This window comes from Caulobacter sp., from assembly GCF_965279145.1.
GTDB lineage: Bacteria > Pseudomonadota > Alphaproteobacteria > Caulobacterales > Caulobacteraceae > Caulobacter.
In genome coordinates, this window is record NZ_OZ257139.1 from 3,036,508 (window position 1) to 3,062,476 (window position 25,969).

The window sequence follows — 25,969 nt, forward strand, 5'->3', positions numbered from 1 at the left end:
ATCACCCCGCGAAGCCGCCCTCGTCGAGGAACACCTGCTCCTCGGGCGTCGTCTCTCGGCCCAGCACCGCGTTGCGATGGGGGAAACGGCCGAACCTGGCGATGATGTCGCGATGCTCGAGGGCCCACTTGATGGTGTTTTCGTCGCCGCTGTCGGCCTGCAGGGTGGCGCACAGCTCGACGCAGAATTCCTGGTCGGCCAGCGACTCAGAGTGCTCGAACGGCAGGTAGAAAAAGGGCCGCAGCAGGGGTTCTGTCGCTTGGTCGTGCCCGGCGGCCAGGGCGGCGTGGGCGAACATGCGGGCCAGGGGATCGGTGGCGAAGGCATGGGCCGTGCCGCGATAGAGATTGCGGGGGAACTGATCCAGCAGGATCAGTAGTGCCAGGGCTCCCTCCGGAGTCTGAGCCCATTGGTCATAGCGGCGCTGTGATGCTCTGTAGTGCGTCTGCTCGAACTTCAGGGCGATGATCGAATCGAAGCCGGCGTCCTTGGCGAACCACTTGCGGGGACCGGCCGAGCGCCAGAATCCGACAATATCCAAGGGGTGGGCTGGCATGACAAAGCTCTGGCGTAGTCGTTCAAACGCGGTTCATCGACGTGCGCCGATATTGCCATCAAGGGACAAAGCCGGGGCCGCGCACAAGGCCCCTTGGAGCAAGAAATGAAGCGTCTGATCTCGACCGCCATGGTCCTGTCGCTGTTGGGCGGCGCGGCGGCGGAAGCCGGATCCGCTGGCGCGGTCGCCGCCCAGCGAGACCAGCAACAAGCCCAGCAAGGGCCGCGCGGTGACCGAGGCGGCGAGCGTGGCGACCGTGGCGGCGGTGATCGCCAGGGCCAGGACCGCCAGGGCGGCGGCTGGCAGGGCGGCGACCGGGGTGATCGCGGCGGTGATCGCGGCAATCGGCCCGACTGGAACGGCGGCGGACGCCCCGCGCCGCAACCCCAGGCTCCGCCGCCCGCGCCCCAGCCGCCCCAGGCTCAGGAGCCGCGCCCTCGCGAAGGCGGCGACTGGAATCGCGGTGGACAGGACCGCGGCGGACGCCCGGACTGGAACGGCGATCGCGGCAATCAGGGGCGTCCGGACCAGAACCGGCCCAACCCGGGGCGCCCCGACCAGGGTCGTCCGGGCGGTGACCGCGATGACAATCGCGGCGGCAGGGACTGGAACCGCGACGGCAATCGCGGCGGTCGCGACTGGAACCGCGACCATGGCGGCTGGAACGGCAACACGGGCTGGAACGGCGGGCGCGACAACCCCGGCCTTGGCGACGATCGCGGGCGGCCCGGTCACGGCGGTCAGTATCGCGATCGCGACAATGGTCGGCAGCACTACGACCAGCGCCGTTACCGTCCCAGCTTCCACGCGTCGCAACGCTACCGGGTCGGCGCCTATCGCTACCCGCGCGGCTGGTACGTCAATCGCTGGTCGTTCGGCGACTATCTGCCGGGCGGCTGGTACTCCACGTCCTATTATCTGGACTGGTACCGCTATGACCTGCCGCAGCCCCCGATCGGCTGCGAGTGGGTGCGGGTCGGCGACGACGCCATCCTGGTCGACGTATGGTCCGGTCAGGTGCTGAGCGTCTATTACGACCTGTTCTGGTGATCACGTTCGCCTGATGGCGTCAAAGGGCCCCTCCTGGCGAGGGGCCCTTTTTCGTTGTGATCGCCGCTGGATCGTCCCTGTGGGCGTGGCGCCAAAGCCCCGGGCGCGCTAAAACCTTGGCCGGGTCGCGAGCCAGCGTCGCCAAGGGTGCGCCGCACCTTGACGAAACGGCAAAAAAACGCTCAAACGCCCGGCCTTTGTCGCTTCGCTGTTGCGCGGGGTGGCCAATTTGACCAGTCCTTGGAGAAAAAACATGCGCGTCTATTATGATCGCGACGCCGACCTCGCCCGCATCCTGGACAAGAAGATCGCGATCGTAGGCTATGGTTCGCAAGGTCACGCGCACGCTCTCAACCTCCGCGACTCGGGCGCCAAGAACGTCGCCGTGGCGCTCCGCGCCGGCTCGCCGACCGCCAAGAAGGCCGAAGGCGAAGGCCTGAAGGTCATGACCGTCGCCGAAGCCGCCGGCTGGGCCGACCTGATCATGATCCTGGCGCCCGATGAGCATCAGGCCGCGATCTACAAGCACGACATCGCCCCCAACATCCGCGATGGCGCGGCCCTGCTGTTCGCCCACGGCCTGAACGTCCACTTCGGTCTGATCGAGCCCAAGGACACCATCGACGTCCTGATGGTCGCCCCCAAGGGCCCCGGCCACACCGTGCGCGGCGAGTATCAAAAGGGCGGCGGCGTGCCCTGCCTGATCGCTGTCCATCACAACGCCACCGGCAATGCGCTGGACCTGGGCCTGGCCTATGCCTCGGCCATCGGCGGCGGTCGCTCGGGCATCATCGAGACCAACTTCCGCGAAGAGTGCGAGACCGACCTGTTCGGCGAACAGGCCGTCCTGTGCGGCGGCACGGTCGAGCTGATCCGTTGCGGCTTCGAAGTGCTGGTGGAAGCCGGCTACGCGCCGGAAATGGCCTATTTCGAGTGCCTGCACGAACTGAAGCTGATCGTCGACCTGATCTATGAAGGCGGCATCGCCAACATGAACTACTCGATCAGCAACACGGCCGAGTACGGCGAATATGTCACCGGCCCGCGCATCGTCACCGCCGAGACCAAGGCCGAGATGAAGCGCGTTCTGGAAGACATCCAGTCGGGCAAGTTCGTCCGCGATTTCATGCTGGAAAACGCCGTCGGCCAACCTTCGTTCAAGGCTACCCGCCGCCGCGCGGGCGAGCACCAGATCGAGGAAGTCGGCGCGCGTCTGCGCGGCATGATGCCCTGGATCGCCAAGAACAAGCTCGTCGACGTCACCAAGAACTAACGAACGGTCTCCCAAAGACCCCCAGGAAGAGCCCTCGGCCGCAAGGTCGGGGGCTTTTTCATTTCAGGGTTGCGATCGGCGATGGAGCACAGGAATGTCTGCCTGTCCCGCTTGGGGACGGGAGGGATCGTCCGATGAAGCGCCTGTTTGCCGCCCCGGTGTTCGCTGTTCTGACCGCTTGCGCCGCCCTGGGCGCCGCCGGCCCCAGCGCCGCCGCCGAAGTCGCCTATACGCTCGACCCGGCCCATACCGAGACCACCTTCGTCATCGACCGTTTCGGCTTCAACTCCGTGATCGGCATCTTCGCCAAGTCGGAAGGCACGATCTGGCTGGACGAGGCCGCGCCCGAGAAGTCGCGCGTCGAGGCCACCGTCACCGTCGACAGCCTGCTGACCGCCAACCCCACCCGTGACGAGCACCTCAAGGGCGAGCGCTGGCTGAACGCGGCCAAGAATCCGACCATGACCTTCAAGTCGACTAAGGTCGAAAAGACCGGCGCCGACACCGCCAAGGTCACGGGTGACATGACCATCATGGGCGTGACGCTGCCGGCCACCCTGGACGTCAAGCTGAACAAGATCGGCAATGCGCCCAACAACCAGAAGCGCCAGGCCGGCTTCACCATCACCGGTTCGGTCAGCCGCAAGGCCTTCGGCAGCGCCGGCGCGGCCGGCGTGATCGGCGACAACGTCGCCATCCGCATCGAGGCCCTGGCGGTGGCGCAGTAGGCTAGTCCAGAAAGAACACCGGCCCCCAGGCCACCTGGTAGCGGTGCGCGCCCGACGACAGGTGGGGGCGCAGCTGCCAGGCCCCCGGCGGCAAGACCGAAGGCGGCCGACCCTCGACATAGGTGGTGGTCAGGACGTCCGCGCCGGGCTCGGACACCGAGAACTGGGCGATGGTTGGCGTGGCGCGCGTCAGGGCGGCGGCGATCTGGTCGACCGAGCTGACGCGCAGGGGCGCGGGCCGTTCCAGGCGAGCAGCGACCTCGGCATAGGCCCCCACCGCGATCACGCGCGGGCCCTGGCGCAGAACGCCGTAGCCGGCATGGGTAAACCCCCGGGCCAGGAGGTTGGCGCGGTGGCCGGGACTGGTTCGCCACTGGTTCATGATCTGGTCGGGCGTGACGGGCCCGGATGCGTTGCGGCGCAGGGCGATGTTCTCGCCGGGAGCGCCCACCAGGTCGCGGGCCAGCAGGCCCACGCGTCCGGCCGTGGTGAAGCCGTCGGCGGTGGCATGGTCGAACACGCCGCTCCTGGCCATGTCGACGGCATGGGCCCGCGCCGCCAGCGTCAGGCCGGGGTCTGGAGCAAGCATTGTCAGGCCCTGACGGTCGCGGATCAGGGTGTTCAGGTCCAGCAGGATCTTTTCGAAATCCGCATCGAACTCGCCGCCGGCCGCGTCGTCCAGACCTGCCCGCAGCCGCCGTTCATAGGCCCTCCAGGGCGCGATCGAGGCGGCGAGGGCCGGGTGAGCCAGCAGCAACAGCGGGGCGCCCAGAAAGGCTCTTCGAAGGATTTGCGGCATCGCGGCTCTTAACAGTGATTGACAGGAACCCCCGGGACCCAGCTCTAAGACCTCATGCGTCCCGTGCGTTCCATATGGCTGGCCGGCCCTGAGGTCTGGCTTCCCGATTTCGAGATCCAGGCCTCGCGTCAGCGCGCCCTGTGTCTCGACTCGGGCTTTACCGGTCTGACCCCCGACCCCATCCCGCGCGGCGCGGGCGAGGTGGGGGAGCTGGAAGCGCGGGAACTCTATGCCGCCCGGATGGCGCGATTGCGTCAGGCCGACGCCGGCGTGGTCAACCTGACTCCGTGGCGCGGGCCCTCCGTCGAGACCGGGGCGGCGTTCGAGGCCGGGGTCCTGGCGGGCCTGGGGCGGCCAATCTTTGGCTATTTGAACGTGGCCGACGAGAGTCAGGCCGAATATGTCGACCGCGTCGAATCCGGGGTCGGCGCCCAGCGCGATGAGGCCGGCGTCTGGCGCGATGGCGAGGGCTGCGTGGTCGAGAACTTCGGCCTGCCTGAAACCGTGATGCTGTGGGCCGAGGTCCGGCGGCTGTTCGTGATCATCACGCCCGACCTGACGCACGACCTGACCGGTCTGGAGCTGTGCCTGGACGCCCTGGCGCTCTACGCGGAATAGGGCGGGTCACCACCCCAGATCCGCGTCCCCCCTCAGGATCGCTTCGGCGGCCGCCGAATGCTGTCCGCCATCCCGGTCGTGCAGCACCAGCGCCGGCAGTAGCACCAGCGGCGCTTTGCCGGTCTTGATCGCCCGCACGATCACCCGCTTGGCCGGCGCGTCGGCGAAGGGCTGGACGGGTCTGATTCTAAAGGAGCCGGCCTTGGGCGCCAGCAGGGCCAGGATATCGGCCAGACGGTCGGCGCGGTGGATCATCGTGATGGTCCCGCCCTCTCGAACGGCCTTCAGCAGAAAACCCGTCCAGGCCCCCAGGCCGCCGTCCGCCATCCATGCGCCGGACTTGGCGGGGGCGGGGGCTCGCAGGGTCTCCGGGTCGTCGAAAAAGGGCGGGTTGGACATCGCCGCGTCGAAGACGGGCAGGTCGAGGGCGCGAAAGCCGGCCTGGACGTCGCCGGTGGTGATCTCGACCCGATCGGTCATGGCGTTGAGCGCGACATTGCCCCGCGCCAGGTCCGCGGCCTCGGGATCGCGCTCCAGCCCGTGAAAGAGGGCGCCCGGCCGCCGGGCCGCCGCCGCCAGCAGCGCGCCGCCGACTCCGCAGCCCGCCTCGAAAACTCGGTCGCCCGGGCCCGCGTCACAGGCGGCCGCCAAGAGCGCCGCGTCCATGCCCGCGCGGTATCCGCCGGCCTTCTGGCGCAGCCGGACGCGCCCATTCAGCACGTGATCTTCGGTAAGCGGAGTGTCGTCCAACGTTTCGGGCCTTGTGCTCGCCTTGACCGTGACCTATCCCGCCACCATTGTCCCTCGCAACGGCTGATCCTGCTGGAGGGCGGATGCAAGCCCGGCCGCCTTACGGCGTCGGTCAAGGAGAATACGGTTTTGGACGTAGCCACAGCGACCCTCGCCCGAGCGCCGGGATCGGTGGATCGTCTGGTTCATTTGGCCGCCGTCGACATGGCCGGCGTCGATCAGCTGATCACCGACCGGATGCAGAGCGACGTGCCGGTGATTCCGGCCCTGGCCGAGCACCTGATCGCCGCGGGCGGCAAGCGCCTGCGTCCGCTGCTGACCGTGGCCGCCGCGCGTCTGGTCGGTTCCGACAACGACGCCTGTCTCAAGCTGGCCGCCTCGGTCGAGTTCATTCACACCGCGACTCTGTTGCACGATGATGTCGTGGACGGCAGCCAGCTGCGACGCGGCAAGGTCGCGGCCCACCTGATCTGGGGCGCGGCCCAAAGCGTTCTGGTCGGCGACTTCCTGTTTGCCCGGGCCTTCGAGCTCATGGTGGAAACAGGCTCGATGAAGGCGCTGGAGATCCTGGCCCGCGCCAGCCGCGTCATCGCCGAGGGCGAAGTGCTGCAGCTGATGCGCAGCCACGACCTCAATCTCTCCCAGGCGATCTATCTGGAGATCATCCAGGCCAAGACCGCCGAGCTGTTCGCGGCCGCCTCCGAGGCCGGCGCGGTTTCGGCCGGGGTCGAGGCGGAGAAGTCCGACGCCCTGCGGGCCTACGGGATGAACCTCGGCCTTGCCTTCCAGTTGGCCGATGACGCCCTGGACTATGGCGGCGCGACCGAAACCCTGGGCAAGAACGCCGGTGACGATTTCCGCGAAGGCAAGGCCACCTTGCCGCTGCTGCTGGCGATCGCCCGATCCGGTCCGCGCGAGGCCGAGTTCTGGGAGCGGGCCATCGGCCGTCGCGAGCAGACCGAGGCCGATTTCCGCCGGGCCCGCGAGCTGATCATCGGCTCGGGCGCCCTGGACGCCACCCTGGACCTGGCCGCTGACTATGCCGACAAGGCCAAGACCGCTCTGGCGATCTTCCCGGCCAATGACTGGCGCGCGGCTCTGGAAAGCCTGGCCGATTTCGCGGTCAGCCGGAGAGCCTGATGGCGCGGCGGCAAGAGCCCCTGTTCCTGGGACTGCCCAAGACCACGGACGACCTGCCGCGTCTTGACACCGTCATCGCCACCTCGGCCGCCAATCCCAGCGGCGATCCCAATGTGCGCGCCCACCAGGCCGGTGAGGCCGCGGGCAAGGTGATCGGCGGCGGCGTGGGCGTGCTGGTCGCGCTGGTGCTGATCCTGCTGCTGTTCGGGCCTGTGCTGTGGGCGCCGGTCTGGGCCGGCCTGCGGGTCGCGCGGTGGGTTCCTGGGCCATGGCAGCCCTGGCTGGCGGGGCTGGGGGCCTTCGCGGCCGCGGGCCTTGTGCAGACCCTGCTGTTGGTCCAGCGCAGTCCTGTGCTGCGCTATCCGGTCGTGGCCCTGTTCGCGACGGCCTGGGTGGGCGGTCTGTGGCTGGAACTGACCTCGCCGCGCCATGACTGGGTGACCACGGCGCCGACGCTGCACATGCCCGGTCCTTGGGCCTGGGCCCTGATCGGCGTCGGCACGGTGATCTATGCCGGTCTCTATCTGCTGGCTCTGGGCAAGGTCGGGCAGGCGCGGTGGGCCCGCCGGTGGCAGCTGATCAAGTAGGCTGACGCCGCCCGCCGGGTGAATTCGCCGTAACGCCGGCCGCCCGGTCTCGACAATCGATGCGATCATGGCCACGTCTAGGTCTGGCTTTGGCGGACGGGCGCGATGATCCGACTGATTCTGAATATCCTGTGGTTCATCCTTGGCGGCTGGATTTCCGGTCTGCTGTGGCTGCTGGGCGGCGCGCTGCTGGCCATCACGGTTGTCGGCCTGCCCTATACCGGCGCGGCCTGGCGCATCGCGGGCTTCGCCTTCTGGCCGTTCGGCAAGGAGATCGTCAGCCGCGAGATCGTCACCGGCAGGGGCGACCTGGGCACGGGCCCTCTGGGTTTCCTGCTCAACATCATCTGGTTCATCCTGGGTGGCTGGTACATCGCCCTGAGCCACCTGATGATCGCCTTCGCCGAAGCCATCACGATCATCGGCATCCCCTTCGCCATCAAGGACTTCCAGCTGGCGATCATCGCCCTGGCGCCGATCGGCCGCGAAGTCGTGGTGGTGCGGCGCTAGCCCGGCGTCAGAAGCCGGTGAACAGCCGGTCGAGGGCGCGGCGGATCTCGTCTTCGTGGGGAAGGAGAGAGCCCGCACGTCTCCTCAGTTGGTCTGAGGAGACGCTGAACAGGTCTGAGATGACGAGCACGAGAGGCCTGCCGTCAAGTTCTACCAAAAGCTCGACAACGCCCACGGCGCGGGTGGCGTCGGATATTGCGGGCGCCACGATGACATCCGTCAGGTCGCGCAGATGGTGCGATGACAGCACCACCAGGTACGGCGCAATGTCACGGCTCGTTGCCGAGGGGTTGAGATAGGCGTCGAACTGCCGCAACTCACCACTTCCTGAAATGGTCCGAAATCAGGCCGCGTCTCTCGATGCGCGCGTTGTGGTCCTTGATCGCCTCGGCGTTCTCCTCCGCCCACCGTCGCGCGCGTTCCTCGGCGCCGGCGGGGTCGACCTTCTGCAGATGCAAGCGAAGCTGGGTCTCGCTCATGCCGGCGATCAAGACTCCCAGCCGCTGGGCCTGGGCCAGCAGTTCCGGATCTATGCCGATATCGCCTTCAGGAGCGTCCATGGGGCGGGAGATTATCATTCCTCTTCATCCTCCGACAGCAGCACGTCCAGGAAGGTCTGGCGGCGGTTGAGGAAGCTGCGGGTCACCGTGACGTGGTCGAGGTCTTCGTATTCCACACGCTCCAGCCCTCGCTCGGAGGTCTCGTAGATCCAGGCGTCGGGATAGCCCAGAATGATCGGCGAATGGGTGGCGATGATCAGCTGCGAGCGGGCCAGCACCAGCTGATGCAGCTTGGCCAGGAACGACAGCTGCCGGCTGGGCGAGAGCGCCGCCTCGGGCTCGTCGAGAATGTAGAGACCGTCGCCCTCGAAGCGGTGATCGAACAGATCGAAGAACGCCTCGCCATGCGACCGCTCATGCAGGCCCGCCTGTCCGCGTCGGCTCGTGCCCGAGGTTTCCAGATAGCTCGCGGTGGTGAAGAAGCTCTCGGCGCGCAGGAAGTAGCCGTCTCGGGCCTTAAAGGGCGCTCGGACAGGTCGAATGAAGCGGTGCAGGGGCGAATGCGACTCTCGGGTTGAATACTGATGGTCCTTCGACCCGCCCTCGGCGTTGAAACCCCAGGCGACCGCCAAGGCCTCGATCAGCGTCGATTTTCCGGAGCCGTTCTCGCCGACCAGGAACGTTACGTGGGGATGGAACTGGAGGCTGTCGAGACCGCGCAGAACCGGGAGATTGAAGGGATAGGCCTCGGCGTCCCAGCCTTCTCGCGGTTCAATGCGAGCTTCAATCCAGTAAGGGCGGTCCAGCGCGACCATCGGATGTTCCTGATATGTTCACGCCAAGATTGCATATTCGGTGATGATTGCAACCGAAAGGCTGTGATCTATCTTGAGGGTCGGAACGGCCAGTCGCTGACGCCGCTGGCCCAGAGCGGCGCCCAGATGAACAGCGGCTGCAGCAGGCGGGCGCGGCCTTGGGCGTCCCGGGTCATTCCATGGGAATGCTCCGGCGCAGGGCGTGGGTCCAGGGGCCGGTTGCGTCAGCGGTGAACCCTTGCGCCTCCCAGAACGGTCCGGCGGCCGGCGAGGCGGCGGCGTTGACCGTTAGCAGGCCGACGCTGTCGAGGCCTTCATGGATCAGGGCGGAGGCGAGGGCGGTGGCGACGCCCTGGCGGCGGAAGCGCGGAGAAACGTACAGGCGGCGCAGGCGGCGGGCGGGTTCAACCGCGCCGGTCTCGACCGACAGGCCGCCGATCCCGGCGAGCGTGCCGGCCAGGAACGCGGCGAACAGGGCCTCGCCGTCGCCTTCGAAGCGCTCGCCAGCCTGCCAGCCGTCGGCCAGCAGGGCCGGGTTGCGCACGCCTTCGCCGGAGGCTTCGGCGACGAGGTCGTCGAAGTCCTCCGGCAGGTCGTCAAAGATCCTGACGAGCTGAAGCATCAGCCCGGCGAGATCATCTTCTCCGGCCGCACATATTCGTCGAACTCTTCATTGGTCAGGTAGCCGCCGCCGACGGCTTCCTCGCGCAGGGTGGTGCCGTTCTTGTGCGCGGTCTTGGCGATCTTGGCGCAGGCGTCATAGCCCAGCTTGCCGTTCAGGGCCGTGACCAGCATCAGGCTGTTCTCGACGCCCTTCTTGATGTTGTCGATACGCGGCTCGATGCCGACCACGCAGTTGTCGGTGAAGCTGATCGCGGCGTCGGCCACCAGGCGCACCGACTGCAGGAAGTTGTAGGCCATCACCGGGTTGAAGACGTTCAGCTCGAAGTGACCCTGGCTGCCGGCGAAGGTCAGGGTCGAGTGGTTGCCGAACACCTGGGCGCAGACCTGGGTCAGGGCTTCGGACTGGGTCGGATTGACCTTGCCCGGCATGATCGACGAGCCGGGCTCGTTCTCGGGCAGGGCCAGTTCGCCCAGGCCGGCGCGCGGGCCCGAGCCCAGGAAGCGGATGTCGTTGGCGATCTTGAACAGGCTGGCGGCGACCGTGTTGATGGCGCCGTGGGTGAAGACCATGGCGTCGTGGGCGGCCAAGGCCTCGAATTTGTTGGGGGCGGTGGTGAAGGCCAGGCCGGTGACGCCGGCGATCTTTTCGGCCACCAGCTCGGCGAAGCCGACAGGGGCGTTCAGGCCGGTGCCGACGGCGGTGCCGCCCTGGGCCAGCTGCATCAGCATCGGCAGAGTCATTTCGAGGCGGGCGATGCCGTTCTCGATCTGCTGGGCGTAGCCGCCGAACTCCTGGCCAAGCGTCAGGGGCGTGGCGTCCTGGGTGTGGGTGCGGCCGATCTTGATGATGTCCTTCCACTCGGCGGCCTTGGCGGCCAGAGCCTTGTGAAGGTGTTTCAGGGCCGGGATCAGGTCGTGGACCACCTGTTCGGCGCAGGCGATGTGCATGGCCGTCGGGAAGGTGTCGTTCGACGACTGGCTCATATTGACGTGGTCGTTGGGGTGGACGGGCTTCTTGGAGCCCATCTCGCCGCCCAGCATCTCGATGGCGCGGTTGGAGATCACCTCATTGGCGTTCATGTTCGACTGGGTGCCCGAGCCGGTCTGCCAGACCACCAGCGGGAAGTGGTCGTTCAGCTTGCCGTCGATCACTTCATTGGCGGCGGCGATGATCGTCTCGGCGATCTTCGGGTCCAGCTTGCCCAGCGCCAGATTGGCCTCGGCGGCGGCGCGCTTGACGATGCCCAGGGCGCGGACGATCGGCAGCGGCTGCTTTTCCCAGCCGATCTTGAAGTTGCCGAGGCTGCGTTGGGCTTGAGCGCCCCAATAGCGGTCGGCGGCGACTTCGATCGGGCCGAAGGTGTCGGTTTCGATGCGCGTGGCGGTCATGCGGCTGGGTCCTCAAGGCTGATGGCGCGGTCTACCCCCCGAGGCGATGCTTCGCAACGGCATGGTGCGCCGCAACCGCGTTGGCTATACCGGCCTGACGCAAGGAGAAGCGCCATGCTTGTCGCCACGACCAATGATCTGCCCGGGTATCGCGTCGTCTCTCACATTGGCCTGGTGCGCGGGATCACCGTGCGATCACGAAGCGTGATCGGCAATATCGGCGGCTCTATCCAGTCGATTTTCGGCGGCAACCTGTCGATCTACACCAGCCTGGCCGAGACGGCCCGCAAGGAGGCCTATGACCTCTTAGTCCAGCACGCCCAGGAGCTGGGCGCCGACGCCGTGATCGCCATGCGCTACGACGCCAACGAGATCATGGAAGGCATCACCGAGGTCCTGGCCTACGGAACCGCCGTCAAGGTCGAGCGGCTCTAGCCCATGAGCCCGCACATCGCTCTGCTACGCTCGGTCAATGTCGGCAAGCGCAAGGTCCTCAAGGAAGACCTGCTGGGCCTGGCTAGGGACCTGGGCTTTGACGAGGCCAAGACCCTGCTGGCCAGCGGCAATCTGGTGCTGTGGGGCGATGACCCCGGCGGCGCGGCGCTTGAGCAACGCCTGGAAGACGGCCTGGAAAAGCGCATGGGCCTGCGCACCGACTTCATGGTCCGCTCGCCGGCAGAGCTGAAGGCGATCATCGAGGCTAATCCCTATCCGGAAAAGGCCGCGACCGGCCCCAATCACCTGCTGGTCAACTTCCTGAAAGCGCCGATCGCCCAGGACGATGTCGAGGTGTTGCGCGCGGCGATCACCGGACGCGAGACGGTCGAGGCCGTGGGCCGCGAGCTCTATGTCGTGTTCCCCGATGGCATTGGCGAGTCGATGCTGGATCGCGACTGGAAGAAGACCAAGCGCTATCCCACCGGCACCACGCGCAACTGGAACACCGTGGGCAAGCTGGCTGAGATGGTGGGCCTGTGAGCCTGGATCTCGACGGCGCCGACTGGACCCACCACGGCAAGGTGCGCGCGCGCGAAGGTGGGGGCGAACTGACCCTGGTGGTCGACGGCCTGACCACACAGGGCAAATACTACAAGCCGCTGATCTACGAGTTCTTCCGCAAGGTCTGGCGCGGCGCGCGGCCAGCCTGGGGCGAATTCGAGGTCGACATCTTCATGGAATATATCGGCGAGCCGCCCTGGATGGATCTGGACAATCTGGCCAAGGCGCTGCTGGATTCGATCAAGGGTTACGCCTTCCACGACGACGCCCAGGTCGGCCGGCTACTGGTCGAGCGCCGGCCGGGGGACCGCGAGCGGATCATCATCCTGGTGCGCAAGCGGGCGTCAGGCCTTTTGCGGCGGACGCTCGAAGGCTGAGGCGGCCAGGGCCACGAACAACACCGCCAGGAACGCGCCGTAGCGGCCGATGCTGACCGGGTCGGCCGTGGGCATCAGGGCCTGGAACTGTCCGATCACCAGGGCGCTGCCGACAAGGCCCGGCGCGACGAAGGCCAGCATGGGCAGCGTGCGCCTGCCGCGCCGGATCTGGCGCAGGCGCGCGGTGATGTGGAACACGAAGGTCCCGAACGCCGCCGCCAGGAAGGCGTTGATGGCGTAGAACCAGAAGGCGCTCTCCAGAACGCCGCCTCCGAACGCCGCGTAGAACAGCGTCGCGGCCAGCCACGCCCCCAGCCCGGCGCCGGCGAAAATCAAACCGTCCTGCTTTGACACGTCATCCCTCCCAAAGGACTTGCTTTGGGAGAACGCTGCAATTTCAACGCCGGTGAAAGGCGGCGATTCAGCCGCTCCAGGGCAGCAGGAAGTTCCACAGCAGCAGCAGCACCGCCAGGCCCGTATAGAGCAGGACGGTGTAGGTGAAGGCCAGCTTGCGCAGGGTGGTCCAGCTGTCCACGCGACGACCGCCGCGCCAGACCATGGGGGCCATGACCAGCGTCACCACCGTCAGCACGCTGGCCACCAGGGCGCAGGCCGAGCCGGTCACCAGCCAGCCGCTGGGCCAGCCGAAGAAGACGGCGGCGATGTCGCTGGACTTGGACGCGAACATGCCCACGCAGCCCAGGGAAATGAGCCAGAGCGCCGCCTGGGTGGTCTGCAGAAGGTTGGCGCGGGTCTGGGTGGGCGTCTGGCGGGTCTCGCGACGGTCGCGCATGAACACGCCGGCCAGGGTGGCGATCGAGGCCAGGGCGGCCAGGCTGACAAACCAGGCCAGCAGGCCGGAATTGAACGGGAAACCCACCCGCTCGAAGGCGGCGAAGCCGACGGGCGGGTAGAAGCGCGTGGCGCGGCCGTCCGCCATCTCAAAGACCAGCAGTTCAGGGCCGTTGACGGCCTTGAACACGCCGGGGCGATCGGTGGCGTTCCACAGCGTGGACTTGCTGTCGACCAGCAGGGCCAGCTGGCCGTCGGGCGTGGCGCGCACGCTGGCCGTGCGGATGATGCGGCCGATGAAGCCCTCCAGTCCGTGATAGGCGCGGCGGGTGCCCAGGTAGTCACCTTCGAAGGCCTTGGCCGCCTCGGCGCTCAGCGGCTGGGTCACCGGCACGGCCGGGGGCGGGGAATAGAAGCGCTCGATGATCGCCGACGGCAGGATCGAGGGCAGTTCGGCCCCGGTGTCGGTGTTCACGGCGATGAACACGCCAAGGCCCAGGTCGGGAACCACCACCAGGTTGGAGTGGAACCACAGGGTGTCGCCCAGGTGTCCAAAGCCCCGGCGGCCGCCAGGCAGGGGCACGTCCTGGAACCCGGCGTTCCAGCCCGCCGCTTCCGGCGCCGGGCGGTACATCGAGGTGCGGAAAGCCTGCGCGGTGCGCGGCGAATAGATGGTCTTGCCGTCGATCGTCCCGTCGCCCAGCAGAAGCATCATGTAGCGGCTCATGTCGGCGGCGGTCGAGGAGGCGCCGCCGGCGGGGGCGATCTGGCCGGTCAGTTCGGGCGCCTGTTCGCGCCAGCCCAGGGGCGTCCAGCGGAAGCCGTCCGAGCGGTTGGCGGCCAGGGCCGCGTTCATCGGCGCGGGCAGGTCATCGCGCCACGGGCGCGCGTCGCGGAACGTGGTGTGGGTCATGCCGGCCGGGAAGATGATCTCGTCGGCGACCAGCTGCTCGAACGGCTTGCCTGTGACATTGGCCAGGGCGGCGCCGGCCAGGGCCACGCCGTAGTTGGAATAGGCCGGCAGGGCGCCGGGCTCGCGCACGCGGCGCGGACGCTCCTGGCGCAGATATTCGTTCAGCGGGCGGACGCGCTTCCAGTCGCGCTCGAACAACTGGCCCAGGGCCCGATCCTCGAAACCCGGCGTGTGGGTCATCAGATGACGCAGCAGGATGGGGGCCTGGTTCTTGCCGCGGATCTGGATCGGCTCGGGCAGGTACAGATTCACCGGACCGTCGAGGCGCATCCGCCCGGCCTCGATCTCGTTCATCAGGGCGATCCAGGTGAACGTCTTGGAGATCGAGGCGATGCGGAACAGGGTCTGGTCGGGATCGACGGCGCGGCGATCCTTCAGGCTGGCGACGCCATAGCCCTTTTTCAGGATGACCTGTCCGTTCTGGACGACGGCGATGGTAGCGCCCGCGATGTGGTCTTCAGCCATGCCGCGACGCATCAGGCCGTCGACAAAGGCCTCCAGCTCGGCCGGGGGAAGGGGCGCTACGTTGCGGACCATCGGCGCGGGGACCGGAACCGCAACGACGGCTTTCGCCGCGACTGGCGCCGGGCTGGGCGTGGTGATCTGACGCGCGATCGCCGGACGCGGACGCGGGCGACGTTTCAGGGCCAGGTAGGGGCGGGGACCATCGGACGGCGAGGCCGCCGGCGCCTCGGGCGACGACGACGATGTATCCTGCGCCTGGGCGACGCCCATCGAAGTCAGGAGACCGATCAACACCGCCATCAAGGCGGCTCTGGACGAAAGGCGCGACGTCAAGGACCGACCTCTAGGAGTGAGCAGAGCTTGAGCCGAGTTCTAGGGCGCCTCGCACCGTGTTCAAAGAGCGGCGTGCGTTATCGGTGTCTATTGCTGGGGACGCCTTCAGGGCGCGCGCGATCTGGCGCGGCTGAACGCGTACAGGGGCAGGAACGGGCGCAGGGCCGGCCCGATCCAGACCTGGGGCTCGGAAGCCGGCGCGGCGCCGATGTCCTTCTCCTTGCGTGCGACGCAGGACTGCACCGCCGCGCCCAGGGCGATGAAGTCTTTTGCGCCGGGCGCGGACGACAGGAAGCAGTCATCGAAGAAGGGGTACCTGTCGCTTTCGCCGCAGCCGAACGAGGCCCGGTCCGGGCGGGCGGCGGTCAGCACCATGCGATCGGGCTTCTGCAGCGCGGGAATGAACACGCCGGAGAAGCAGGCCGAGATCACCACCACGGCCGGGCGCGAGGGGCAGGCGTCATCGATCAGGGCGGCCAGCAGCGGCGGGCGCAGGGTGAACTCGCCCAGGATCGCGCCATCCGGCCCGCCGTGGCTGCTGATATAAAACAGGCAACCGGCCCTGGCGGTCTCGGCGCTCTGCTTGAGGCTGAGATGAATGGCCCGCACGTCCGAGAGGCCCGGGGCGTCGCCGGGATAGCGCTCGGGCCGCACGGAGAACTGGTGCACGGCGGCGCGGTCGAAGCCCATGTCGGTCAGGGCGTGGGCGACGTCGCGCCGGGCGTTGTCGAAGGCCTCGGTGGGGCCACCGGAGTGGGCGCGCCAGTCGCCGGCCACGACCACGGCCGACCATTTGGCGAACGGCCCCAGGGACGCGTCCTGGGCGTGGGCCAGCGAAGCGAAGGTGAGCAGGAGAACGCCGACAAGGATGCCCGCCGCGCTCCGCATCGCCGGCTCCTATTTCTTGAACCGGGCGAAGGGCGTGGGGATGGCCGTACCGGACGCCTTGGCCAGCAGACGGCCTTCGCCGTCGTAAAGCTCGCCCTCGGTGAAGCAGACCGTTCTGCCCCACTTCACCACCCGGCCGACGCCGCGCAGGGCGCCCGGCATGGCGGGGCGCAGAAAGCTGGTCTTCATCTCGAGGGTTGGCACCACATGGGTCATGCCCGAGCTGATCATGCCGGCCACCGACATGCATTCGTCCAGCATGGCGCAGACATAGCCGCCCTGGATCTGCCCCATGGGATTGCACAGCAGGTCGGCGCGCGCCTCGAACGCCACCTCGACCTCGCGATCAGCCTGTCGCACGGCCAGCAGCTGAAAGCCCAGGGTGCGCGAGCCCGACGGCGCGTTCTTGGACGCGCGAAAGCGTTCGAGGATCGCCTCGTCGGTGAGAACCTGGGGCTCGTCCGCCGCGACGTCGCTCACGCGCTATTTCTTCCGGAACTGGTCGAGGGAAATGATCTTGGGAGCCTCTTCGCCGCCTTCGGTCGGGGCTTCGGGCTCTGGCTCGACGGTCGGTTCGGGCGGCACGATCTCGGGGGCCTCGAACTGCAGGGCGAACTGCACCGACGGGTCATAGAATCGCGTCACGGCCGCATAGGGCACCGAAAGGCGCTTGGGCTGGCCGCCGAACTTCAGGGTGACCGAGAAGAAGGTCTCGCCCGGCGCCAGGTCCCAGTACTGGTGCTGCAGGATGATGGTCATCTCGTCGGGATACTTGCCCAACAGGTCCTGCGGGCCCGAGACGCCGGCCGCCTGGGTCTTGAAGGTGATGTACAGGTGGTGCGGTTCGGGCAGGCCGCCGGGGGCCGCCGCCTTGCGCAAGGCGGCCTTGACGACGCCGCGCAGGGCGTCCTGGGCCATGGCCTCGTATTGCATAAGGTCTTCAGGCGGATTGGTGGGGGCCATGCGGTCCGTCTAGCACTGGGAACTGAAACAAGGATGTCAGCCTAGCGCGTCACGGCTCTCCGGCAAAGGTGGTGGAACCGCCTGCGCGGGCACAAATTTTGGAAAGGGTTAACGCGCCAGCTTCGGGTGAAAGTGGAGGGATTCTGTTGGCAGGCTCCCCCATTCCTTCTCGAAAGAGAGGAGGGGCCTAGGCTGCCACTTTTGGAAAGTGGAGGGATTCTGTTGGCAGGCTCCCCCATTCCTTCTCGAAAGAGAGGAGGGAGCCTCGGCTGCCACTTTTGGAAAGTGGAGGGATTCTGTTGGCAGGCTCCCCCATTCCTTCTCGAAAGAGAGGAGGGAGCCTCGGCTGCCACTTTTGGAAAGTGGAGGGATTCTGTTGGCAGGCTCCCTCCGGGCCCCGCCTAAGGATCTGAACCCCTAGGACTTAAGGCGCGAATTCACTAGCACCGCATTACGCGGCGATAGCGAACTCTTCAGCGAAGTTATCGTTCGCAGTTAGTTTAGCGGCCCGATACGGTGAGCCACGCCGAGAGAAAGCATTACACCTTTACACGTCTGTCGATGCTGATCGGCCCCATGCAGTCCCGTGATAACTCGGGAGAGTTTGGTGGAGCCGCCGGGAATCGCACCCGGGTCCAGTCCGCTTATTACGTGCGCGTTTATCCCCATAGTCCGGCCGAGACCGGACAAATCCAATATAGGGCGTTAGTGCGCCGTATGGAAGGTGCGTTCCTCCATGGCGCCGATGCTGAGGCGCCCACCGGCCAGGGTTCCGGTCACGACGGCGCCGGAATCCTCGAACAGTTTCAAGGTTTCGCCCATCAGGACATAGACCCCGGTGAACAGGTTGAAAGGCCTGGCGCGGGTTTCGACGAAGCGGCCGTCGGGGCGCAGCTCCAGGCTGATGCCGCCGTCGGGCGAGGTCCAGACGCCAGACACGGGAACGTGGGGAACCATGGTGATGTTCATGGGGCAATCCTCCAGGATGAAGGGGCAGGGGCGGGCGAGGCAGAGGGAAGCATGGCCGTGGCGACAGTCAGCGCGGCCGCGCCGCCCAGCAGGACGGCGACGAACCAGCGCGGAGCCGCCACGCCGCGTCGGGGCGTGTAGCGTCTCATCGTGGAGTCTGATTTTGGGAGTTGCCGCGTCGTGGAGCGGAACCCGGTCACTATGCGGGAGAGGGGCGTCCAGCCGGTAGATCGATGCTCCGACTTGATTGCATGATCCTCCAGAAGCGAACGTCGTCGCGTGACGCAGGATCGTGCAAGGCTTACCAATAGCCTCAAGCAAACAATGGAAATTCCATGAGCACGCGCGAGGCGCTGGCCGCCCTGATTGAACGATTCACGCCGAACGAAGGCCCGCATGACACCTGCTGCGGCCCGCGCATCGGCCTTTATCGCGTAAGTCAGCCCAGCGAACCGATGCACGCCGTGCACGAACCGGCCTTCTGCGTGCTGGCCCAGGGCCGCAAGCGGGTGCTGGTGGGCGACGTCGTGCACCACTACGACGACCGCAACTTTTTCCTGGCCTCGGTCGATGTGCCGGTGGTCGGGCAGGTGATCGAGGCCTCGCCCGAGGCTCCCTATCTCAGCTTCCGCATCACCCTGGACCCGAACATGATCAGCGAGATGATCATGGAGACGGGAATGGCTGCCCGACTGGACGCGTCCGCGCCTCTGGTCGGCGGCATGTCGGCCGGCGCGATGACGCCGGAGCTGTTCGACGCCGTCTGCCGCATGGTCCGGCTGATGGAGGCGCCCGAGCACGCGCCGGTGCTGGCGCCGCTGATCGAGCGCGAGATCCTCTATCGCCTGCTGACCGGCGAGCATGGGGCGCGTCTGGCCCAGATCGCCCGCGCCGACGGCCGGCTGCGCCAGATCAACCGCGCGATCGGCTGGATCAAGCGCAACTTCTCCCAGCCCTTCAGCATCGAGGATGTGGCCGCCGAAGCCCGGATGAGCGCCTCGGCCCTGCACCAGCACTTCAAGGCGGTGACCGCGCTCTCGCCCCTGCAGTATCAGAAGCAACTTCGCCTGCAGGAGGCGCGGCGGCTGATCCTGGTGCAGCGCCTCGACTGCGCCACGGCCGGCCACACCGTGGGCTATGACAGCCCTTCGCAGTTCAGCCGTGAATATGCCCGCCTGTTCGGCGCGCCGCCGCTGAGGGACGCCGCCCGCCTGCGCGAGCAACCGGACCAGATGGTCGGCGCCTAAGGTTTGGGGATTTCCGGAGCGGGCGCGCCTGACGCCGGGTCCCCGGTCTCGTCGTCGGGTGGCGGCGGAACGGCCGGTGGCTGCGGCCGCGCGTTGTCGCTCGGCCTCAGGCGCCCGCCAGAGGCGATCAACTGATCGTAGGCCTGCGTCTGGCGCGACAGGTTCGCGCCGCGCGGAAACACCGCGTCGAAGCGGGCGTCCCGACCGAGCGCCGCGCTCAGGGCCAGGGTCAGGGCGTCGGTGATCGAGCCGACCTCGGCGTCGTCGCAGGCCCGGCGAAGATGCCGCGCCTGTCCGGCGACCAGCAGGGTGATGTCCCACGCCACGCCATCCAGGCAGACCGCCGATACGCCGCCGCCGCCATAGTCGACGGTCACGTCACGCGGCTGGCTCCACATCGCATGGCTGGCCAGGGCCTTGAGGGCCGGGATCCGTTCGCGGGGCAGTTCGGCGTTGATGTCGACTCGCCGGTCGATCTCTGGCGCGCAGCAGCCCAGGCCGGCGCGAGCCTGGACGAAGGCGCGGCCGTCGCGACGGAGGGTGACGCGGATCACCGCCTGCCGCACGCCACGCGCGGGCCTCGCCCAGACCTCGAGGATCATTTCGCCGCGCCGGACAAGCTGGGTCTGGAGCGGCTGCAGGCCCCACAGGCGGTAGAGCAGGGTGTCGACGCCGTTGTCGATCGGTACGGGCGTCTCGTGGCGTCCCAGCCGACGGCCATACAGCGGGTCGGCTTCGGGCGACGGTCTCGGGATTTCGGGCGACCACCAGATCGCCAGATCAGGTGTCGGTGGCGCGGGCGTCACGGGCGGCGCGAGCTGCTGGCCGGCGAGAACAAGTCCCGCGATCAGACCCATCAGGCTCATCGCCGCACTCCGCTACATGCCTTCGACGCCCCGCTCGATGGAAAGCACCCCGGTGCGGGAAAGTTCCACCAGGCCCAGGGGGCGCATCAGGTCCAGGAACTTGTCGATCTTGGACGGCGCGCCCGAGATCTCGAAGACGAAGCTTTCCAGCGTGGTGTCCACCGGCTTGGCGCGAAAGATGTCGGCGATCCGCAGGGCCTCGACCCGATCGGCCCCGGAGCCGCGCACCTTGACCAGGGCCAGTTCGCGCTCGACGCCGTTGGGGTCGCGGGTCACGTCATGAACACGGCGAACGCTGACCACCTTGTGCAGCTGCGCCTCGATCTGGTCGAGGGTGTGGCGCGTGCCGCGCGTGACCACCGTGATGCGGCTGGTGTGCGCCTTGTGATCGGTCTCGGCGACCGTCAGGCTCTCGATGTTGTAGCCCCGCGCGGCGAACAGCCCGACCACTCGATGCAGCACGCCCGGCTCGTTATCGACCAGCAGGGCGAAGGTCGCCGTCTGCTCGACCTGGGAGGCGGTGGGCATGTCGTAGGCGGAGCCTGAGGCGGTTTGACTGGTCATGAATCGCTTCTATGCAAAGAGGAGCCGAAGGGCGAGGGCCTTAGACCAGCCCGGCGCCATCCTCGCCGATGACGTTGCCGATGTCCTCGACGTCGCCCATGATCATCTCGTTGTGGGCCTTCCCCGAGGGGATCATCGGCAGGCAATTCTCGTGCTTTTCGACGCGGCAGTCGAAGACCACGACCTTGTCGCTATTGATCATCTCCAGGATCTTGCCGTCCAGTTCGGCCGGATCCGAGCAGCGGATGCCGACGGCGCCATAGGCCTCGGCCAGCTTCACGAAGTCGGGCAGGCTGTCGGAATAGGAGTGGCTGTAGCGCTCGCCGTGCAGCAGCTGCTGCCACTGGCGGACCATGCCCATCCATTCGTTGTTGAGGATGAAGATCTTGACCGGCAGGTCGAACTGGATCGCCGTCGACAGTTCCTGGATGCACATCTGGATCGAGGCTTCGCCGGCGATGTCGACGACCAGGGCGCCCGGATGGGCCAACTGCACGCCCAGCGCGGCGGGCAGGCCGTAGCCCATGGTGCCCAGGCCGCCGGAAGTCATCCAGCGATTGGGTTCCTCGAAGCGGAAGAACTGCGCCGCCCACATCTGGTGCTGGCCGACTTCGGTGGTGATGTAGACGTCCTTGGCCTTGGTCAGTTCATACAGGCGCTCAATGGCGTACTGCGGCTTGATCGTGGTTTCCGAGCGCCGGTAGTTCAGGCACTGGCGGGCCCGCCAGGTGTCGATGTGGGCCCACCAGTCGGTCAGGGCGGCCTTGTTCGGCTGATGGCCGGCGGCCTTCCAGGCGGCGATCAGATCCTCGAGCACGCTGGCGGCGTCGCCGACGATCGGCAGGTCGACGCGGACGTTCTTGTTGATCGACGAGGCGTCGATATCGATGTGGATCTTCTTGCTGCCCGGCGAGAAGGCGTCCAGCCGGCCCGTGACGCGGTCGTCGAAGCGGGCGCCGACGCAGATCATCACGTCGCAATCGTGCATGGCGTTGTTGGCTTCGAACGTGCCGTGCATGCCCAGCATGCCCAGCCAGGCCGGATCGGCGGCCGGGAAGGCGCCCAGGCCCATCAGGGTCGAGGTGACCGGCGCGCCGGTCAGGGCCTGGAACTCGCGCAGCAACGCGCTGGCGCGGGGACCGGCGTTGATGACGCCGCCGCCGGTATAGAAGATCGGCCGGCGCGCCTGGGCGATCAGCTTGGCGGCTTCGGCGATGCGGCCCTGGTCGCCCTTGGTCTTGGGCGAATAGGCGTGGGTCGAGCCGACCTCGGTCGGGCCATAGTATTCGCCCTTGGCGAACTGGACGTCCTTGGGGATATCGATCAGCACCGGGCCGGGGCGGCCCGTGGTGGCGATCTTGAAGGCCTCGTGGATGATCTGCGGCAAGTCGCGGACGTCTTTGACCAGATAGTTGTGCTTGGTGCACGAGCGGGTCATGCCGACGGTGTCGGCCTCCTGGAAGGCGTCGGTGCCGATCAGGTGCGTGGGAACCTGGCCGGTGATGACGACCATCGGGATGGAGTCCATCAGGGCGTCCATGATGCCGGTAATGGCGTTGGTCGCGCCCGGGCCCGAGGTGACCAGGACCACGCCCGGCTTGCCCGAGCTGCGCGCATAGCCTTCCGCCGCGTGGGTCGCGCCCTGTTCGTGGCGAACCAGGATGTGCTGCAGGCGTGGCTCGTGGAACAGCGCGTCATAGATCGGCAGGACGGCGCCGCCCGGATAGCCGAACAGAACCTCGACGCCCTGGTCCACGAGGCCGCGAACCACGATCTCGGCGCCGGTCATGGCGCGGGAGGCGGTGTCGGCGGGGGCCGGGCTCTCGATGGTCTGGTGGGCGGTCATGGCAGTTGTCCGAAAAGGGGGCGGTCCGTAGGGGGTGCGGAAGGGCTGGGCTGAAAAGAAAAAAGGTCCCGAAGGACCTTTGCGCGCGCGACTGAACTACGACGTGACTTCAAGGTCACATCGCGGACAGCCGCTCCATAAGTACGATCATGGTTTTGCGCACGAGTCTTGCTCCAAAGCTACGGAAAGGGTGATGCCATGCGTTCGGAGGGCCGTCAAGGCAGGGTTGGCGGCAAGGATGTGCCTTTTTGTCCCGATTCAGGCTTCCAGCGTGTCGAGCAGCAGCTTCAGCGCCGCCGCCGCGAAGGCCTGCATGTTGGCGGGCCGGTCGTCGCTGCCGGTTTCCAGGGTGGCGCTGACGGCGGTGTCCTCGCCCGCGACGGCCATGCAGCAATGGCCTGGCAGGTCACCATAGCGGTTGCCGTCCGGCCCGGCCGCGCCGGTTTCCGACAGGCCCCACGTGGCCTTGAGGTTCTTGCGCGCCACACGGGCCAGCAGGGCGGCGTAGGGCTCGCTGGCCGAGCGCAGACCGTCCATCGCCTTCTGCGGAATGTCCATCAGGGTCAGGCGGGCCCGGGCCGTATAGACGACCGCCCCGCCGACATAGAACTTCGAGGCCCCCGGCACCGCCAGGAGGGCGGCCGAGATCAGGCCGCCGGCCGAGGACTCGGCGATGGCCAGGGTCTCGCCGCGTTCGGTTAGGCGGTGGGCGACGCGTTCGGCGAGGGCGTTGAGGTCGGACATTGATGTTCCTTAGGATTGCGGATCAGTCGCCGAAACCCGCGCCCAGTCCGGCGTCTGGTTCCGGAACCAGGTGAGCTGGCGCTTGGCGTAGCGGCGGGTTTCCTGCCGGGCGGCGTCCAGCGCCTGGTCCAGGGTCGTCTCGCCGCGCAGGTGAGCGGCCAGCTCGCGATAGCCGACGGCCTTGAGCGCGGGCAAGGCGCCGTTCAGCCCCCGGGCCTCCATGGCGGCCACCTCTTCCAGCGCGCCGCCCTCGACCATGGTCGAGAACCGGGCGTCGCAGCGGGCGTAGAGTTCGGCGCGCGGCAGATCCAGCACAACCCCCTTCCAGCTGCCCGGCGCCAGGGCTGGACGGGTGTCGGTCTGCCAGGCGGTCAGCGAGCGGCCGGTGGCGACGGCCACCGCGTGGGCGCGGACCAGGCGCTGGCGATCGCCGACCTCGATTCGCTCGGCGGCTTCGGGGTCCAGCCGGGCCAGGGCGTCGCGAAACTCGTGCTCGCCCTGGGCGGCGTAGAGCAGACCGGAAATCTCACGCTGGGTTTCCGAGACCGCCGGCACGTCGGCCAGGCCATGGGTCAGGGCGCGGAAATAGAGGCCGGTGCCGCCGACAATGATGGCCGGGCGTCCGCGATGGTCGATGTCGCGCAGGGCGACCATCGCCGCCTCCAGCCACTTGGCCACCGACCAGCCTTCGGCGGCGTCGACCACGCCGAACAGATGGTGCGGCGCCTGGGCCAGTTCCTCCTGTGTCGGGCCGGCCGTGAGGACGCGCAGGCCGGCATAGATCTGCATGGAGTCGGCGTTGACGATCTCGCCGCCGATCTCGCGGGCCAGCTTCAGCGCCAGGGCCGACTTGCCGCTGGCGGTGGGGCCGGCGATCAGGGTGATGGGCGGTGCGCTCATGGGCCAACCCTTCTTCGGCGAGGGGCGCGGGTCAAGCCGGGCCGCGCCGCCAGAGTCTCGTTTCGCGGCTCGGCCATCGGGTCCCTCGGGTTTCGCGCCGGGCTTGGCCTTAGCATCAATCGACGGTCCGTGAAGGTTGATCTCGACGGCGCGCCGGTCTACGCCCCGCGCCATGGTCCAGATCGTCGTCTTCGTCAGCCCCGACGCCAGCGCCCTGGCGCGCGCCGTCGCTCTCTTCGATCGTGGCCCGGGGGAGGTTCTGGGTCCGGACGCGGTCGAGATCGCGACCGATGGGGATCCCGGCGAACTGCTCGCGGCGGTCGAGGCCGCGACCGAGGGTCTGCCGGTCGATTTCGCGGTGACCTCCGGCGAGAACCGTCGCAAGCGCCTGCTGATCGCCGACATGGACTCCACCATCATCAATGTCGAATGCCTCGACGAGCTGGCCGACTTCGCGGGGGTCAAGGACAAGGTCTCCGAGATCACCGAGCGGGCCATGCGCGGCGAACTGGCCTTCGAGGGCGCGCTGCGTGAACGTGTTGGGATGCTGGCGGGCCTGTCGGTCGACGCGCTGCAGACCTGCTACGACCAGCGCGTGCGCCTCAATCCCGGGGCCAAGACCCTGGTCGAAACCATGGCCGCCCACGGCGCCCGCTGCGCCCTGGTGTCGGGCGGCTTCACCTTCTTCACCAGTCGCGTGGCGGCGGCGGCGGGCTTCCATCTGAACCGCGCCAACACCCTGATCGAAGCGGACGGCAAGCTGACCGGCCAGGTGGGCGAGCCGATCCTGGGCAAGGAGGCCAAGCTGGCGGCCCTCCGCGAAGAGACCGCCGCTCTGGGGTTGACCCCAGCCGACGCCTTGGCCGTGGGCGACGGCGCCAACGACCTGGCGATGATCGAGGTCGCCGGCCTGGGCGTCGCCTATCGCGCCAAGCCGATTGTCGCGGCCCAGGCCCACGCCAAGGTCGACCACGCCGACCTGACGGCCTTGCTCTACTTCCAGGGTTACAAGGCCTCGGAGTTTGTTTCGTGAGCTTTCCCCGCCGCGTCGAGGCGGTGGTCTTCGACATGGACGGGTTGCTGCTGGACACCGAGATCGTCTATCGCGCGGCCATGATCGAGGCCGGCGCGACGTTCGGCATCACGTTCACCGGCGAGATCTATGCGGCGATGGTGGGCAAGACCAACCCGCAAAGCGCCTTGCTTCTGCGCGACCTGTACGGTGTGGACTTCCCGGTCCAGGCCTATTTCGAGCGTGTCTGGGCCGACGTCGAGGACCTGCTGGAGGCCGAGACCAAGCTGAAGGCCGGGGTTGTCGAGATTCTCGACTATCTGGACGATATCGGCCTGCCGCGGGCCATCGCCACCTCGAATGGCATCGCCTCGGTCGAGAAGTATCTGGGCCGCTTCGACCTTCTGGGACGCTTCAACGCGGTGGTGGCCCATGCCGACGTCACCCGGCACAAGCCGCATCCAGACCCCTATCTGGAAGCCGCCCGCCGGATCGGGATCGCGCCGCTGGGCTGCCTGGCCCTGGAGGATTCCCATCCCGGCGTCCGCGCGGCCCATGCCGCCGGCATGATGACCGTGATGGTGCCCGACATCCTCGATCCAAACGAGGAGATGCACGACAAGTGCATCCACATCGCCGACAGCCTGCACGTGGTGCTTGATCTGTTGAAGGCGTCGGCCTGAACGGCTGAG

Annotated in this window: 32 protein-coding genes and 1 other RNA gene; 13 read left to right on the forward strand and 20 right to left on the reverse strand. The window is 67.5% G+C overall.

Annotated elements, in window-relative coordinates:
• Position 1: 1 nt before the first annotated feature.
• Positions 2–556 carry a DUF924 family protein gene (locus tag ACQY9P_RS14100; protein WP_421738655.1) on the reverse strand — a complete coding sequence of 185 codons (555 nt, stop codon included), beginning with the start codon at positions 554–556 and terminating at the stop codon, positions 2–4.
• Between the two features lie 105 nt (positions 557–661).
• Between ACQY9P_RS14100 and ACQY9P_RS14105 the strand changes: the two genes are divergently transcribed.
• The 3 genes from ACQY9P_RS14105 (at position 662) to ACQY9P_RS14115 (ending at position 3,607) form a co-directional block, all read left to right on the forward strand.
• Positions 662–1,606: an RcnB family protein gene (locus ACQY9P_RS14105; protein WP_421738654.1), complete on the forward strand. Its 945-nt coding sequence runs from the start codon at positions 662–664 to the stop codon at positions 1,604–1,606.
• A gap of 253 nt (positions 1,607–1,859) precedes the next feature.
• A complete protein-coding gene (gene ilvC, locus ACQY9P_RS14110) occupies positions 1,860–2,879 on the forward strand; it encodes a ketol-acid reductoisomerase (protein WP_421738653.1) in 1,020 nt (339 codons plus the stop codon).
• Between the two features lie 134 nt (positions 2,880–3,013).
• The gene (locus ACQY9P_RS14115) at positions 3,014–3,607 is read left to right on the forward strand and encodes a YceI family protein (protein WP_421738652.1); all 594 of its coding nucleotides are present in this window, start codon (positions 3,014–3,016) and stop codon (positions 3,605–3,607) included.
• Between the two features lies 1 nt (position 3,608).
• Here ACQY9P_RS14115 and ACQY9P_RS14120 read toward each other — a convergent pair whose 3' ends face one another.
• Complete coding sequence (locus ACQY9P_RS14120) at positions 3,609–4,406, reverse strand: CAP domain-containing protein (RefSeq protein ID WP_421738651.1); 798 nt, start codon at positions 4,404–4,406, stop codon at positions 3,609–3,611.
• Positions 4,407–4,460: 54 nt separating this feature from the next.
• Between ACQY9P_RS14120 and ACQY9P_RS14125 the strand changes: the two genes are divergently transcribed.
• Complete coding sequence (locus tag ACQY9P_RS14125) at positions 4,461–5,024, forward strand: nucleoside 2-deoxyribosyltransferase (protein ID WP_421738650.1); 564 nt, start codon at positions 4,461–4,463, stop codon at positions 5,022–5,024.
• Positions 5,025–5,030: 6 nt separating this feature from the next.
• Here the strand turns inward: ACQY9P_RS14125 and ACQY9P_RS14130 are convergent, their stop codons facing one another.
• The gene (locus ACQY9P_RS14130; protein WP_421740092.1) at positions 5,031–5,690 is read right to left on the reverse strand and encodes a tRNA1(Val) (adenine(37)-N6)-methyltransferase; all 660 of its coding nucleotides are present in this window, start codon (positions 5,688–5,690) and stop codon (positions 5,031–5,033) included.
• Positions 5,691–5,903: 213 nt separating this feature from the next.
• Between ACQY9P_RS14130 and ACQY9P_RS14135 the strand changes: the two genes are divergently transcribed.
• The 3 genes from ACQY9P_RS14135 (at position 5,904) to ACQY9P_RS14145 (ending at position 8,011) form a co-directional block, all read left to right on the forward strand.
• On the forward strand, positions 5,904–6,914 hold the full coding sequence (locus ACQY9P_RS14135; RefSeq protein ID WP_421738649.1) for a polyprenyl synthetase family protein: 1,011 nt from the start codon (positions 5,904–5,906) through the stop codon (positions 6,912–6,914).
• Positions 6,914–7,501, forward strand: a complete 588-nt coding sequence (locus ACQY9P_RS14140) for a hypothetical protein (protein WP_421738648.1) — start codon at positions 6,914–6,916, stop codon at positions 7,499–7,501. The genes ACQY9P_RS14135 and ACQY9P_RS14140 overlap by 1 nt, the downstream gene beginning before the upstream one ends.
• 105 nt (positions 7,502–7,606) lie before the next feature.
• Positions 7,607–8,011, forward strand: coding sequence for a YccF domain-containing protein (locus ACQY9P_RS14145; RefSeq protein ID WP_421738647.1), 405 nt, complete (start codon positions 7,607–7,609; stop codon positions 8,009–8,011).
• A gap of 7 nt (positions 8,012–8,018) precedes the next feature.
• On the opposite strand, the gene ACQY9P_RS14150 is transcribed toward ACQY9P_RS14145, so the two are convergent.
• The 5 genes from ACQY9P_RS14150 to fumC form a co-directional block, all read right to left on the reverse strand.
• Positions 8,019–8,327, reverse strand: coding sequence for a CcdB family protein (locus tag ACQY9P_RS14150; RefSeq protein ID WP_421738646.1), 309 nt, complete (start codon positions 8,325–8,327; stop codon positions 8,019–8,021).
• Between the two features lies 1 nt (position 8,328).
• Positions 8,329–8,571 carry a type II toxin-antitoxin system CcdA family antitoxin gene (locus ACQY9P_RS14155; RefSeq protein ID WP_421738645.1) on the reverse strand — a complete coding sequence of 81 codons (243 nt, stop codon included), beginning with the start codon at positions 8,569–8,571 and terminating at the stop codon, positions 8,329–8,331.
• Between the two features lie 14 nt (positions 8,572–8,585).
• A complete protein-coding gene (locus tag ACQY9P_RS14160; RefSeq protein ID WP_421738644.1) occupies positions 8,586–9,326 on the reverse strand; it encodes an AAA family ATPase in 741 nt (246 codons plus the stop codon).
• 172 nt (positions 9,327–9,498) lie between these two features.
• Positions 9,499–9,948 carry a GNAT family N-acetyltransferase gene (locus ACQY9P_RS14165; protein ID WP_421738643.1) on the reverse strand — a complete coding sequence of 150 codons (450 nt, stop codon included), beginning with the start codon at positions 9,946–9,948 and terminating at the stop codon, positions 9,499–9,501.
• A complete protein-coding gene (gene fumC, locus ACQY9P_RS14170) occupies positions 9,948–11,339 on the reverse strand; it encodes a class II fumarate hydratase (protein ID WP_421738642.1) in 1,392 nt (463 codons plus the stop codon). Before fumC ends, ACQY9P_RS14165 begins: the two co-directional genes overlap by 1 nt.
• A 114-nt stretch (positions 11,340–11,453) precedes the next feature.
• Between fumC and ACQY9P_RS14175 the strand changes: the two genes are divergently transcribed.
• The 3 genes from ACQY9P_RS14175 to ACQY9P_RS14185 are packed head-to-tail and all read left to right on the forward strand — an operon-like array spanning position 11,454 to position 12,715.
• Positions 11,454–11,774 carry a YbjQ family protein gene (locus ACQY9P_RS14175; protein ID WP_421738641.1) on the forward strand — a complete coding sequence of 107 codons (321 nt, stop codon included), beginning with the start codon at positions 11,454–11,456 and terminating at the stop codon, positions 11,772–11,774.
• Positions 11,775–11,777: 3 nt separating this feature from the next.
• A complete protein-coding gene (locus ACQY9P_RS14180) occupies positions 11,778–12,317 on the forward strand; it encodes a DUF1697 domain-containing protein (RefSeq protein WP_421738640.1) in 540 nt (179 codons plus the stop codon).
• Positions 12,314–12,715 (forward strand): RusA family crossover junction endodeoxyribonuclease, encoded by a 402-nt coding sequence (locus tag ACQY9P_RS14185; protein ID WP_421738639.1) that lies wholly within the window; start codon positions 12,314–12,316, stop codon positions 12,713–12,715. Before ACQY9P_RS14180 ends, ACQY9P_RS14185 begins: the two co-directional genes overlap by 4 nt.
• Here ACQY9P_RS14185 and ACQY9P_RS14190 read toward each other — a convergent pair.
• The 7 genes from ACQY9P_RS14190 to ACQY9P_RS14220 all read right to left on the reverse strand — a co-directional run bounded on the left by ACQY9P_RS14190 (position 12,683) and on the right by ACQY9P_RS14220 (position 18,098).
• Positions 12,683–13,069, reverse strand: a complete 387-nt coding sequence (locus ACQY9P_RS14190) for a hypothetical protein (protein ID WP_421738638.1) — start codon at positions 13,067–13,069, stop codon at positions 12,683–12,685. The two genes, ACQY9P_RS14185 and ACQY9P_RS14190, sit on opposite strands and share 33 nt — an antisense overlap.
• 67 nt (positions 13,070–13,136) lie before the next feature.
• Positions 13,137–15,245: a serine hydrolase domain-containing protein gene (locus tag ACQY9P_RS14195; protein ID WP_421738637.1), complete on the reverse strand. Its 2,109-nt coding sequence runs from the start codon at positions 15,243–15,245 to the stop codon at positions 13,137–13,139.
• Positions 15,246–15,383: 138 nt separating this feature from the next.
• Positions 15,384–16,166, reverse strand: coding sequence for a C13 family peptidase (locus ACQY9P_RS14200; RefSeq protein ID WP_421738636.1), 783 nt, complete (start codon positions 16,164–16,166; stop codon positions 15,384–15,386).
• A gap of 9 nt (positions 16,167–16,175) precedes the next feature.
• Entirely contained in the window at positions 16,176–16,646 is a 471-nt protein-coding gene (locus ACQY9P_RS14205; protein WP_421738635.1) for a PaaI family thioesterase, read from the reverse strand.
• Between the two features lie 3 nt (positions 16,647–16,649).
• Positions 16,650–17,129 (reverse strand): SspB family protein, encoded by a 480-nt coding sequence (locus tag ACQY9P_RS14210; RefSeq protein WP_421738634.1) that lies wholly within the window; start codon positions 17,127–17,129, stop codon positions 16,650–16,652.
• Between the two features lie 361 nt (positions 17,130–17,490).
• Positions 17,491–17,856: a transfer-messenger RNA gene (ssrA, locus tag ACQY9P_RS14215) on the reverse strand.
• Positions 17,835–18,098 (reverse strand): Atu4866 domain-containing protein, encoded by a 264-nt coding sequence (locus ACQY9P_RS14220; protein ID WP_421738633.1) that lies wholly within the window; start codon positions 18,096–18,098, stop codon positions 17,835–17,837. The genes ssrA and ACQY9P_RS14220 overlap by 22 nt, the downstream gene beginning before the upstream one ends.
• Before the next feature lie 335 nt (positions 18,099–18,433).
• On the opposite strand from ACQY9P_RS14220, the gene ACQY9P_RS14225 reads away from it, so the two are divergent.
• On the forward strand, positions 18,434–19,345 hold the full coding sequence (locus tag ACQY9P_RS14225; protein ID WP_421738632.1) for an AraC family transcriptional regulator: 912 nt from the start codon (positions 18,434–18,436) through the stop codon (positions 19,343–19,345).
• Here ACQY9P_RS14225 and ACQY9P_RS14230 read toward each other — a convergent pair.
• From ACQY9P_RS14230 to miaA, 5 genes are all read right to left on the reverse strand, one after another.
• A complete protein-coding gene (locus ACQY9P_RS14230) occupies positions 19,342–20,211 on the reverse strand; it encodes a hypothetical protein (RefSeq protein WP_421738631.1) in 870 nt (289 codons plus the stop codon). The genes ACQY9P_RS14225 and ACQY9P_RS14230 overlap by 4 nt on opposite strands.
• Before the next feature lie 12 nt (positions 20,212–20,223).
• Positions 20,224–20,775, reverse strand: coding sequence for an acetolactate synthase small subunit (ilvN, locus tag ACQY9P_RS14235; RefSeq protein WP_421738630.1), 552 nt, complete (start codon positions 20,773–20,775; stop codon positions 20,224–20,226).
• A 40-nt stretch (positions 20,776–20,815) separates the two neighbouring features.
• Positions 20,816–22,621, reverse strand: coding sequence for an acetolactate synthase 3 large subunit (locus ACQY9P_RS14240; protein WP_421738629.1), 1,806 nt, complete (start codon positions 22,619–22,621; stop codon positions 20,816–20,818).
• A gap of 258 nt (positions 22,622–22,879) precedes the next feature.
• Positions 22,880–23,365: a CinA family protein gene (locus tag ACQY9P_RS14245; RefSeq protein ID WP_421738628.1), complete on the reverse strand. Its 486-nt coding sequence runs from the start codon at positions 23,363–23,365 to the stop codon at positions 22,880–22,882.
• A 9-nt stretch (positions 23,366–23,374) separates the two neighbouring features.
• Positions 23,375–24,265, reverse strand: coding sequence for a tRNA (adenosine(37)-N6)-dimethylallyltransferase MiaA (gene miaA, locus ACQY9P_RS14250; protein WP_421738627.1), 891 nt, complete (start codon positions 24,263–24,265; stop codon positions 23,375–23,377).
• A 172-nt stretch (positions 24,266–24,437) separates the two neighbouring features.
• On the opposite strand from miaA, the gene serB reads away from it, so the two are divergent.
• Together serB and ACQY9P_RS14260 are read left to right on the forward strand one after the other, a co-directional pair.
• Positions 24,438–25,298: a phosphoserine phosphatase SerB gene (gene serB, locus ACQY9P_RS14255; RefSeq protein WP_421738626.1), complete on the forward strand. Its 861-nt coding sequence runs from the start codon at positions 24,438–24,440 to the stop codon at positions 25,296–25,298.
• On the forward strand, positions 25,295–25,960 hold the full coding sequence (locus ACQY9P_RS14260; protein ID WP_421738625.1) for an HAD family hydrolase: 666 nt from the start codon (positions 25,295–25,297) through the stop codon (positions 25,958–25,960). The genes serB and ACQY9P_RS14260 overlap by 4 nt, the downstream gene beginning before the upstream one ends.
• Positions 25,961–25,969: the final 9 nt, after the last annotated feature.